8 protein-coding genes are annotated in these 11,881 nt (G+C 71.2%); 7 read left to right on the forward strand and 1 reads right to left on the reverse strand.

Annotated elements, in window-relative coordinates:
- Nucleotides 1–141: 141 nt before the first annotated feature.
- Nucleotides 142–1,464 (forward strand): MFS transporter, encoded by a 1,323-nt coding sequence (locus IF47_RS0124125; protein ID WP_051718177.1) that lies wholly within the window; start codon nucleotides 142–144, stop codon nucleotides 1,462–1,464.
- Here the strand turns inward: IF47_RS0124125 and IF47_RS0124130 are convergent.
- The gene (locus tag IF47_RS0124130; RefSeq protein ID WP_078592074.1) at nucleotides 1,436–2,920 is read right to left on the reverse strand and encodes a CCA tRNA nucleotidyltransferase; all 1,485 of its coding nucleotides are present in this window, start codon (nucleotides 2,918–2,920) and stop codon (nucleotides 1,436–1,438) included. The two genes, IF47_RS0124125 and IF47_RS0124130, sit on opposite strands and share 29 nt — an antisense overlap.
- A 184-nt stretch (nucleotides 2,921–3,104) precedes the next feature.
- Here IF47_RS0124130 and IF47_RS0124135 point away from each other — a divergent pair, with 184 nt between their 5' ends.
- From IF47_RS0124135 to IF47_RS30370, 6 genes are all read left to right on the forward strand, one after another.
- Complete coding sequence (locus IF47_RS0124135; protein WP_031511095.1) at nucleotides 3,105–5,618, forward strand: DUF6049 family protein; 2,514 nt, start codon at nucleotides 3,105–3,107, stop codon at nucleotides 5,616–5,618.
- Between the two features lie 55 nt (nucleotides 5,619–5,673).
- Nucleotides 5,674–7,947 carry a murein biosynthesis integral membrane protein MurJ gene (gene murJ, locus IF47_RS0124140; RefSeq protein ID WP_051718179.1) on the forward strand — a complete coding sequence of 758 codons (2,274 nt, stop codon included), beginning with the start codon at nucleotides 5,674–5,676 and terminating at the stop codon, nucleotides 7,945–7,947.
- Between the two features lie 132 nt (nucleotides 7,948–8,079).
- Nucleotides 8,080–9,849 (forward strand): protein kinase family protein, encoded by a 1,770-nt coding sequence (locus tag IF47_RS0124145; protein ID WP_031511097.1) that lies wholly within the window; start codon nucleotides 8,080–8,082, stop codon nucleotides 9,847–9,849.
- A 60-nt stretch (nucleotides 9,850–9,909) separates the two neighbouring features.
- On the forward strand, nucleotides 9,910–10,638 hold the full coding sequence (sigM, locus tag IF47_RS0124150) for an RNA polymerase sigma factor SigM (RefSeq protein WP_078592079.1): 729 nt from the start codon (nucleotides 9,910–9,912) through the stop codon (nucleotides 10,636–10,638).
- A gap of 608 nt (nucleotides 10,639–11,246) precedes the next feature.
- A complete protein-coding gene (locus IF47_RS31720; RefSeq protein WP_245641220.1) occupies nucleotides 11,247–11,657 on the forward strand; it encodes a hypothetical protein in 411 nt (136 codons plus the stop codon).
- A 127-nt stretch (nucleotides 11,658–11,784) separates the two neighbouring features.
- The coding region (locus IF47_RS30370; protein WP_342667289.1) for an FAD-binding protein at nucleotides 11,785–11,881 on the forward strand (97 nt) is incomplete at its 3' end.

An 11,881-nucleotide genomic window follows, 5' to 3' on the forward strand; every position in this document is an offset into this window, starting at 1 on the left:
GACAAGGGAGCCGGTCGCCGTTTCACGTGAAACGGCGACCGGCTCCCGCGCTTCCTCCCAGGGCTCCGCGCACACCGTGCCGGCGAGTGTGCGATGCCGAGGGGTGTGAGACCGAGACCGAGAGTGTGTGAGGCTGAGCGCATGGCTGTTGTGCGTGACCTGCGCGTGCTCCTGCGCTTCCCCGGCTTCCGGCGGCTGTTGACCGTGCGGCTGCTCTCCCAGTCGGCGGACGGCGTCTTCCAGGTCGCGCTCGCCGCCTATGTGGTCTTCTCCCCCGAGCAGGAGACCTCTCCCGCCGCCATCGCCTCCGCGATGGCCGTTCTGCTGTTGCCCTACTCACTGCTCGGCCCCTTCGCCGGCGTTCTCCTCGACCGCTGGCGGCGACGCCAGGTGCTGCTGTACGGAAACCTGCTGCGTGTCGTGCTCGCCCTGGGAACGGCGGTACTGGTCCTGGCCTCGGTGCCGCTGTGGCTGTTCTACCTCGCCGCGCTGTCGGTCACCGCCGTCAACCGCTTCGTCCTCGCCGGACTGTCCGCCGCTCTGCCACGTGTGGTGGACGGCGAGCGCCTGGTGATGGCGAACTCCCTCTCCCCCACCGCGGGCACCCTGGCCGCCACCGCGGGGGGCGGGCTCGCCTTCCTCGTCCGGATTCCCGCACCGGAAGGCGCCGGCTCGGACGCGACGGTGGTGGTCGTCGGCGCCGTGCTCTACCTGCTGGGCGCGCTCGCCTCGCTCCGGATGGACCGGGAACTGCTCGGCCCCGATCCTTCCGTGCCTCGACCCCACCTCGCCACGGCCGTCGCCGACACCGCCCGCGGACTGGTCGCGGGGCTGCGGCATCTGGCCCGGCGGCGCAGGGCGGCGCAGGCGCTCGCCTCGATGGCACTGCTGCGCTTCTGTTACGGCGCGCTGACGGTGATGGTGCTGATGCTGTGCCGGTACGCCTGGAGCGACGACACGGTCGGCGGCATGGCGCTGCTCGGCCTGGCCGTGGCCGTCTCGGGACTGGGTTTCTTCACGGCCGCGGTCCTCACCCCCTGGGCCGTGCGACGGGCCGGGCGGTTCGGCTGGATCACGGTGTGCGCCGCCGGTTCGGCCGTGCTGGTGCCCGTGCTGAGCCTGTCCTTCGCCCCGCTGCCGATTCTCTGCGCCGCCTTCGTCGTGGGCCTGGCCACCCAAGGGTCCAAGATCGCCACGGACACGATCGTGCAGTCGTCGGTGGACGACGACTACCGGGGACGGGTCTTCTCCCTCTACGACATGCTCTTCAACGTCGCCTTCGTCGGCGCCGCCGGTGTGGCCTCCCTGATGCTTCCCCCCGACGGCCGCTCCGCGGCCCTGGTGATGACGGTGACGGCCCTGTACGCGGCGGTGGCCGCCGCCATGTTTCACGTGAAACGCGGCGACGGCCACCCCGGCGGACGAGGGGACGCGGTCACGTCCGCTCGGCCCACCACTTCCTGAGGGCGTCGGCCGCCGCGTCGTGCCCCATCGGGCCGTGCTCCAGCCGCAGCTCCAACAGGTACCGGTACGCCTCGCCCACCTCGGGGCCCGGCCGCAGCCCCAGGATCTCCATGATCTCGTTTCCGTTGAGGTCCGGACGGATGGCGTCCAGCTCCTCCTGTTCCCTCAGACGCTCGATGCGCCGTTCCAGGCTGTCGTACGCGCGTGCCAGGGCGTTGGCCTTGCGCTTGTTGCGCGTGGTGCAGTCCGAACGCGTCAGCTTGTGCAACCGCTCCAGCAGAGGCCCCGCGTCGCGGACGTAGCGCCGTACCGCCGAGTCGGTCCACTCCCCGGTGCCATAGCCGTGGAAGCGCAGGTGCAGTTCGACCAGGCGGGAGACGTCCTTGATCATCTCGCCCGGGTACTTGAGCTTGGTCATCCGGGACCTGGTCATCTTCGCCCCCACCACCTCGTGGTGGTGGAAGGAGACCCGTCCGTCCTTCTCGAACCTGCGGGTCCTGGGCTTGCCGATGTCGTGGAGCAGGGCGGCCAGCCGCAGGGTGAGGTCCGGGCCGTCGTCCTCCAGGTCGATGGCCTGCTCCAGCACGGTCAGAGTGTGCTCGTAGACGTCCTTGTGCCGGTGGTGCTCGTCACGCTCCAACCGCAGCGCGGGCAGTTCGGGCAGCACCCGCTCGGCCAGACCGGTGTCCACCAGCAGTTCCAGCCCCTTGCGGGGATGGGCGCCGAGGATCAGCTTGTTCAGCTCGTCCCGCACCCGCTCCGCCGAGACGATCTCGATTCGGTCGGCCATCTCCCGCATCGCGGCGATCACGTCGTCCGCGAGGTCGAAGCCGAGCTGGGAGGCGAACCGGGCGGCGCGCATCATCCGCAGCGGGTCGTCCGAGAAGGAGTCCTCGGGAGCGCCGGGCGTGCGCAGCACACGGCGCGCCAAGTCCTCCAGACCGTCGTGCGGGTCGACGAAGGTCTTCTCCGGCAGCGCGACCGCCATGGCGTTGACGGTGAAGTCACGGCGTACGAGGTCCTCCTCGATGGAGTCGCCGTAGGAGACCTCGGGCTTGCGCGACGTGCGGTCGTAGGACTCCGACCGGTATGTCGTCACCTCGATCTGGTAGTTCTCCTTACGGCATCCCACCGTGCCGAAGGCGATACCCACCTCCCACACCGCGTCCGCCCACGGCCGCACCAGGGCCAGGATGTCCTGTGGACGGGCGTCCGTGGTGAAGTCCAGGTCGTTGCCGAGCCTGCCCAGCAGCGCGTCGCGTACGGAACCGCCGACCAGGGCCAGTTCGAATCCGGCATCCTTGAAACGGCGGGCGAGATCGTCGGCGACGGGGGACACCCGCAGCAGTTCACTCACGGCTCTGCGCTGCGCCTCCCCCGGCTCCGCTGGAGAGGCCTCTCGGGCCGGACCGTGAACCGGCTGCTGGGGATGGCTGTCAGTGTTGGCGTTCGGCACAGCAGAACAGGGTACGTTGCCCTCTCCTCCCGGTCTTCCCCGATCACCGGTCGGCTCGCGGACCGTCCTCGACTCACGGACGGCTCCCAGGCACTCACGGCCGTCGGGGATCGTTAGCATCTGGGTGCAACATCTGGGTGCGTCAGACCAGCGGAAAAGCGGTACCGGGCGACCGGCGGACAGGATGGACGAGCACGTGGCCGAGGCGGCACAGACCCCAGTGACCCCCACCGCTCCTGCCCGGCGTCGCCGGCTGAGGCGCTGTGCGGCCGTCCTGGCCGCCCTGCCGTTGTTGTCCGGAGCCTTCCCGGCACTTCCCGGGGCGCCCTCCCATGCCGCCTCCCACGCGGGCACCGGCTCCGCCGCCTCCCCGGCGAAGCCCTCGGCCGCCTCGGCCGCCTCGACCGTCTCGGCCACCTCGGCCGACGACTCGCGCGCGTCCACGGTCTCCATCAACCGGCTGACGCCCTCGGCGCCCGCGAAGGGGGACACGCTCACCGTCTCCGGGCGCATCGCCAACACGGCCGGCTCCGCCCTCACCGACGCCCGGGTGACGCTGCGCGTCGGCTCCCGGCTGACCGCGCGCAGCTCGGTCGAGGAGATCTCCTCCCGGAAGGGGTTCGTCCCCGGAGTGGACGGGGCGCCGATCGACGGCAAGGGCACCGTGAAGCTCGGTGACGTACCGGCGGGCGCCGTTCGCTCCTTCACCCTGGAGGTGCCCGTCGACGAGCTGCCGCTGGACGAGGACGGGGTGTACCCGGTCGGAGTGTCGCTGTCGGGACAGACGCGCGACAAGCCCTACGAGAACGTGCTGGGCATCGACCGGACCTTCCTGCCCTGGCAGCCGTCCTCGCCCGACACCCCGACGCAGGTCACCTTCCTGTGGCCGCTGATCTCCACCACGCACCTCGGCGCCCACACCGAGGCCGACGACGAGGACCAGACACCGGTCCTGGAGAGCGACGACCTCGTCCGGGAGATCGCTCCCGGCGGGCGGCTCCAGCAGTTGGTCGCCCTCGGCAAGGACCTGCCGGTCACCTGGGTGATCGATCCGGACCTGCTGGCCTCCGTCTCGGCGATGACCGAACGGTACGAGGTGCGGACCGAGGACGGCACCACCGTTCCGGGCCGCGGGCAGAACCACGCTCGACAGTGGCTGTTCGAGCTCCAGCAGGCGGTGGAGGACGAGGAGGTCGTCGCCCTTCCCTTCGGCGACCCCGACCTGGCCTCCCTCGCCCATCGCGGCAAGAACGTCCCCGGCGCGCTCGGCCACCTGGGCCCGGCCACCGATCTGGGCAGGAGGACGGTGGAGACCGAGCTGTCGGTCGAACCCAGCACCGACTTCGCCTGGCCGGTGGAAGGCGCCATCGACCCCTCGATCGTCTCCGTGGCGACCTCGGCGGGCGCCCAGAACGTCATCACCCGCAGCGACAGCCTGCGCGAGACCGGCGGGTTGAGCCACACCCCCACCGCCGCCCGACCGATCGGCGGCGGCACCACCGCCATCGTGGCCGACGCACGGCTGTCCAAGATGTTCCAGGGCGACATGGCGCGGGCGCGGAACTCGACGCGGTCCGTGCAGCGGTTCCTGGCGCACACCCAACTGATCACCGCGCAGCGGCCGGACACCCGCCGCAGCATCGTGGTGGCGCCGCAGCGGATGCCCACCACCGGTCAGGCCCAGACGATGGCCGCCGCGCTCCGGTCGCTGGAGCTCGACGGCCGATGGGCGGAGTTCGTGTCCCTGTCGGAGGCCGCGGAGGCCAAGCCGGACCCACGGGCCAACCGCAAGGTACCGGGCCAGGGCTCCTACCCGTCCTCGCTGCGCAAGCGGGAACTGAGCACCGAGGCCTTCGAGGAGATCCGCGCCACCCGGAACACCCTGGAGGGCTTCCAGAAGATCCTGTCCCAGCCCGACCGGGTGAGGACGCCCTTCAGCAACGCCATCCGCCGTTCGCTCTCCACCTCCTGGCGCGGCGACCACGAGGCCGCGGCGGAGTACCGGGCGTCGACACACGAGTACCTGGAGGAGCTGACGGGAGGGGTCCGGCTGGTCGAGAAGTCGGACATGAAGCTGTCCGGCCGCAGCGCCACCATCCCCGTGACCGTGCAGAACAACCTCTTCCAAGGCGTGAAGGGACTGGAACTGCGGCTCACCTCCGGACGCCGGCTCGGCCTGGACGTCGGCGGGCCACAGCCGGTGACGGTGAAGGGCGGTCACAGCCAGTCCGTGAAGGTGCCCACCACCGCCAAGGCCAACGGCCGCACCCGGGTCGAGGCCCGGCTCTACACCGAGGACGGCGAGCCCTGGGGCGAGCCCATGACCTTCCACGTGGAGGTCACCGAGATCACCTCCGCGGTGATGCTGGTGATCTCCGGCGGCGTCCTGCTGGTGGTCCTGGCCGGGGTGCGGATGTACACCCAGCGCAAGCGCGCCGGCGCCCGGCCCGACCCGGACGCCCCCCTGGCGCCCAAGCCCTCCGAGCCCGAGGCCGTGGAGGAGCGCGCGGAGGCGTCGGCCGAGGAAACCGAGGAGAGGGCCGAAGAGTCCGAGGAGAGGGCCGAAGAGGGGGCCGGGAACGCCCCCGCGGACGGCACACGGAAAGATGCCGGGAACGAGCAGGCGGGTGACCGGGGCGAGGACACCGGGTCCAAACGTTCCGGCCCCTCCGGCGTGGGTGAGAAGGTGGACCGTTGAGCGAGCTGTCGGGGCCGGAGAGAGCGGCCGCGGACAATGAGGTGGGGTTGCAGCGATGAACGCGCCGTACGACCGTGACCGCGGCGACACGCCGGGCGGGGACCCGGCCGCTTCGGGCGGCCCGGAGCCGTACGACCGGAACGCCCCTCGCCCCGGCGGTCCCCACGACCTCTACCGGCAGCCCCCGCCACCCCACCACGCCCCCGACCCTCGACGCTGGGCGCCGACCCCGCCTCCCGAGCCGGAGGGCCCCTCACGGCGGCTGCCGTACGGCGACGACCCGGCGACCGTGCGCTTCACGGGCGTGGACGACCTGATCGGCAGAGCACCGGACGAGGACGGGGAACGGAGGCGCGACGACGCCTTCGCCCACCTCTACCAGGACCAGCAGCAGACTCCCCCGCCCCGGCCGCACCAGCAGTACCCGTCGTCTCGGCAGGAGCCGGGTCCGGCGGGCCTCCACCAGCCGCACGGGCACACTCCCCAGGGTCACCCCGAGAGCCGGGAGGCCCACGAGTGGCGGGGCGGCCCGCACGAGCCGTCCGAGCGTCCCTCGCCCCCTTACGGGGCCGAACAGCCGTCCTCCGTCCCCCCTCCCCAGCCGTCCGCCCAGCAGACCGTGACGGACGAGGCCGTGGTGGAGGAGGCCCTCGGCGCGGCTCCGCCCTCGGAGTCCGCCGCCAAGCCCGCACGCCGCGGCGGCGGCATACTGAAGTCCAGCGCCATCATGGCCGCGGGCACCATGGTCTCCCGGCTCACGGGCTTCGTCCGCACCCTGGTGATCACCGCGGCGCTCGGCGCGGCGGTGCTCGGCGACGCCTACACCGTGGCCTACACGCTGCCGACGATGATCTACATCCTCTCCATCGGCGGCGGCCTGAACTCCGTCTTCGTCCCTCAGCTCGTCCGCGCCATGAAGGACGACGCCGACGGCGGCGAGGCGTACGCCAACCGTCTGCTCACCCTGGTCACGGTGATCCTGGGCGCCCTGGTGGCGCTCACCGTGCTGGTCACGCCGCTGCTGGTCCGGATGATCTCGGTGCCGATCGCCGAGGACCCGCAGGCCAACAACGTCGCGGTCACCTTCGCCCGCTACTGCCTGCCCACCATCTTCTTCATGGGCGTCCACGTCGTCATGGGCCAGATCCTCAACGCCCGTGGCCGCTTCGGCGCCATGATGTGGACCCCGGTCCTGAACAACGTCGTCATCATCTTCACCTTCGGCCTGTTCATCTGGGTGTACGGCACGGCCCGCACCTCCGGGATGACCGTCGAGACGATCCCGCCGGAGGGCGTCCGGCTGCTGGGCGTCGGCACCCTGCTGGGCCTGGTCGTCCAGGCCCTGGCGATGATCCCGTACCTGCGCGCCGCCGGGTTCCGCCTCCGCCCGCGCTTCGACTGGCGTGGCCACGGCCTGGGCAAGGCCGCCCGCCTCGCCAAGTGGACCGTCCTGTTCGTGCTGGCCAACCAGGCGGGTCTGCTGGTCGTCACCCAGCTCGCCACTTGGGCGGGCAAGGAGGCCGCGGGCCAGGGTTACGACGGCACCGGCTTCCTCGGCTACAGCAACGCCCAGTTGATCTGGCAGATGCCGCAGGCCATCATCACCGTCTCGGTGATGGCCGCCCTGCTGCCGAGGCTCTCCCGTGCCGCCCACGACGACGACCCCGGCGCCGTCCGCGACGACATCTCGCACGGGCTGCGCACCTCGGCCGTCGCCATCGTGCCCGTCTCCTTCGCCTTCGTTGCCCTCGGCGTGCCGATGTGCCTGCTGATGTACTCCTCCGCGACCGCGGACGCGGCCACGTCGATGGGTTACATCCTGATGGCCTTCGGCCTGGGGCTGATCCCCTACTCCGTGCAGTACGTCGTGCTCAGGGCCTTCTACGCCTACGAGGACACCCGCACCCCCTTCTACAACACGGTCATCGTCGCCGCCTGCAACGCCGCCGGCTCCGCCCTCTGCTTCCTGCTGCTGCCCGCTCGCTGGGCGGTCGTCGGCATGGCCGCCTCCTACGGCATCGCCTACGCCGTCGGCGTGGGCGTCGCCTGGAAGCGTCTGAGCCGACTGCTCGGCGGGGATCTCGACCGCGCTCGCGTGGTCCGCACCTACGCCAGGCTCTGCGGTGCCGGCCTTCCGGCCGCCCTCATCGGCGGGGGAGTCGCCTACGCGGTGCTCCAGGCGCTCGGCTCCGGGTTCGTCGGTGGTGCCGTGGCCCTGGCCGCGGGGGGGCTGGTCCTGGGCGTGGTCTTCGTACTGGCCGCCAAGCGCATGCGGATCGAGGAGCTGACGGCCATGGTGGGTATGGTCCGCGCCAAGCTCGGTCGCTGACGGGACCGCCCGACGTCCGTCGCACAACCATCGGCTCCACCCGTGTGTCGTGCATACCGACGGACTGTGGGCACAATTGTCTCTGGCTGTGTTGACGAACAGGCTGCAACGATTGGGGAGGCAGGACCGACGGTGGCGGAACGGAGCACGGCTGCCGTCGACGTGGCCGACAAGAGCGGTGGGGCGGGTGGCAGGAACAAGCCGCCGACCGCCGAGGCAGAGCAGGCCACGGCCGACGGTGCGAAGGCCCACGACAGCGATGACAACGACGCCGCGGAGGACACCTCTCCCACCACGGACACGACCACCACGGACACCAAGGATCCCGAGACACGCTCCACCGACTCGGCATCCTCGACATCCCCGGTCCAGCCCCCTCAGCCTCCCGAGTTGCACAGCGGACACAAGCTCGCCCGGCGCTACCGCTTGGAGGAGTGCGTAACGCGCCTGGACGGTTTCAGTAGCTGGCGCGCCGTCGACGAGAAACTGCGCCGCGCCGTCGGCGTCCATCTGCTGGCCGCCGACCACCCTCGCGCCCGCTCCGTCCTCGCCGCGGCCCGCTCCGCGGCCCTCCTCGGCGATCCCCGGTTCGTCCAGGTGTTGGACGCCGTGGAGGAGAACGACCTCGTCTACGTCGTCCACGAGTGGCTCCCGGACGCCACCTCCCTGACCACCCTGCTCGCCTCCGGTCCCCTGCAGACTCACGAGGCGTACCAGCTCGTCTCCCAGGTCGCCCAGGCGATGGCCGCCGCCCACCGCGAGGGGCTGTCCCACCTGCGGCTGACCCCCGGCTGTGTCCTGCGCACCGCCGCCGGCCAGTACCGCATCCGCGGCCTCGCCGTGAACGCCGCCCTGCGCGGCATCACCTCCGACCATCCCCAGCGCACCGACACCGAGGCGATCGGCGCTCTGCTCTACGCCGCCCTCACCCAGCGCTGGCCCTACCGCGAGGACGCCCACGGGCTCAGCGGCATGGCCGAGCTGACCGGGGACTCCCTCGTCCCGCCGGACCAGGTGCGGGCCGGAGTGCACCGAGGTCTCTCCGAGCTGGCCATGCGCGCTCTCGTCAACAAGGGCGCCACCGCCTCCCGCCAGGAGCAGCCCTGCACCACCCCGGAGGAGCTGACCAAGGCCGTCGCCGCGCTGCCGCGCATCCGTCCCCCGGAGCCCGAGTTCACCGCGCCACCGCCCTACCAGCGTTCCCCCCGACACGGTGCCCCCGCCGCCCATCTCCCCACGGGCCCCGCACCGGCCGCGCCGCCCGCGCCTCCCACGCTCCCCGGCCGCACCGGCAGGTTCCTCAAGTGGAGCGTCTCCGCGCTGCTCATCGCCGCCCTGGGCCTGGGTAGCTGGCAACTGGCCGACACTCTGATAAAGGGGGAGAACTCGACACCGGCCTCCGAGGAGGAGGGCCGGATCGAGCAGCAGAAGCAGCCGGAAGCCGCCCCCACGGGCAAACCCGTCGAGGTCTCCCTCGTCAAGGACTTCGACCCGCTCGGCGACGGCACGGAGAACAGCAAGGACGTCGGCGCCGTCATCGACGGCGACGCGAGCACCCACTGGCAGACCTCGGCCTACTACAGGAACGGAAGGTTCGGCAATCTCAAGGACGGGGTCGGCCTGATCCTCGACCTCGGAAAACCCCAACAGGTCAGCAGCGTCACGGTCGGTTTCAAGGGCAGCACCTCCGTCGAGTTCCTGGCCACCGCCGAGGACACCACCGAGATGCCGACCTCCCTGGGCGAGTTCAGCAAGGTCAGTGGCGGCTCCGGCACCGAGGTCGAGTTGACGGCCAAGCGACCCATCACGACGCGGTACGTCCTGGTGTGGCTCACCGAGCTCCCCATGGCAGAGGGAGGCAACTACCGTGGCCGCGTCACGGAGGTCAAGGTCCGTAGCTGACCGGCCGCCCATGGACGGAGACCGGTTGGAGGAGGGGTTCGGCGGGTGGGCGACGAGGTGATGGACGACGCTGTCGGTGACATCGACGGCACGAAGGACACAGACGGTGTCCACCGGATCGACGACCGGGAGCTCCTCGCCCGCCATGTCGCCGGCGATCCCCACGCCTTCGGCGAGATAGTGCGACGGCACCGTGACCGGCTGTGGGCGGTCGCCCTGCGTGTCCTGGGAGACCGCGAGGAGGCCGCCGACGCCGTGCAGGACGCCTTCGTCTCCGCCTACCGGGCCGCCCACACCTTCCGGGGGCAGTCCGCCGTCACCACCTGGCTGCACCGCATCACCGTCAACGCCTGCCTGGACCGTGCCCGCAAGGCAGCCACCCGCCGCACCTCGCCCGTGGCCGAGCCCGAACGCCTGGAGCAGCTCCTGGAACCGCACGAGTCGGCAGCCGTGCCCGCCGAGCGTCGGGACCTCCACCGCCAGCTCGTCGCCGCGCTCTCCACGCTGCCTCCCGAGCAACGCGCGGCTCTCGTGCTCGTCGACATGCAGGGCTATCCGGTCGCCGAGGCCGCCCGGATTCTCGGCGTCGCCGTGGGTACCATCAAGAGCCGCTGCGCCCGTGGTCGAGCGCGTCTGCTGCCTTTGGTGACCCATCTGCGGTCCGGCGGCCTGAGAGGGGATACCCCACCGGACGCGGGGGGAAGGAACCGGACGCGGGGGACGTCCGTCCCACCGGCGAGAGGAAAACCAGGCACCCGGGCCGTGAAGGGCGGAGGTGAACACGCATGACATCCGCGTCTTCCGCGTCGTTCGGTACGGACGAGCACCCCGAGGTCGCCGAGATCTCCGCTCTCACCGAGGGGATTCTCCCTCTCGACCGCTCGGCCCATGTCCGTGCCCACCTGTCCGACTGTGACCTGTGCGCGGACGTACGGCTCTCCCTGGAGGAGATCCGAGGCGCCCTGGGCGCTCTTCCCGGGCCGGTCGCGATGCCGTCCGACATCGCGGGTCGCATCGACGCCGCCCTGGCCGCGGAAGCCTTGCTCGATGCCACCGCCTCCGCTTCCGGGACGGAGCCCGAAACCGGCCGAGCCGCCACAGGGGAGCGTCCCTCGAGCGACGGGCCCGGAGGTGAGGAACAGTCCGGTGTTTCACGTGAAACACCGGACTCGAATGTTGTTTCACGTGAAACGCGCAGCGCGGCCAGGCCGGTCACTCGCCCTTCGGGCCATGGTCGAGGAGCGACCGGCCCGGGACGCTCGGCACGCCGCCCAAGGCGTTGGCGCACCACCCTGCTCGGGACCTCGGCCGCCGCGGCCCTCATCGCCCTGGGTGCACTGCTCGTACCCGGACTGATCACCGGCTCCGCCGACTCGGGAGCCGACCGGGGAGTCGCCGTGGACAGCGCGGACCGCTCCGAGAGCGGCACGGCCGACGTGGCCCTGGAGGCACGGGTGCGGTCCCTCCTCGCCGACAGCAGGACCACCGGCGAACCCGAACGGGAACAGAAGCCGGAGAAGACCGGGCCGGACGAGGCTCCCGACTTCACCACCAAGGCGAGCCCCAACGCACCGCTGAGCACCAGCGTTCCCGCGGTGCCCTCCTGTATCCGGGAAGGCATCGACCGGAACGAGGCGCCGCTGGCCGTCGGCATGGACGTCTACCAGGGCCGGCAGGCGTACATCGTGGTCCTGCCCAACGGGTCGGACAGCACCCGGGTGGACGCCTATGTGGTTGAGGCCGACTGCGCCGGGAAGACATCCTCCGGCCCGGGCACGGTGCTCACCACTCGTACCTATACGCGTTGACCCCGTCCGTGCGCGTTACCGCGGTCGGGAATGCCTTCCTCCTAGGATTCGTTGAGTGAGATGAGCCTCCACCCGAGGCTCTGTCTCATATCAACGGCAGATCCATCGGCAGACAAGGAAGACTCCCGTGAGCGACGTCCGCAACGTGATCATCATCGGCTCCGGGCCGGCCGGCTACACCGCAGCGCTCTACACCGCCCGCGCCTCGCTGAAGCCGCTGGTCT

The sequence above is a fragment of the Streptomyces megasporus genome, assembly GCF_000718985.1.
Taxonomy (GTDB): domain Bacteria; phylum Actinomycetota; class Actinomycetes; order Streptomycetales; family Streptomycetaceae; genus Streptomyces; species Streptomyces megasporus.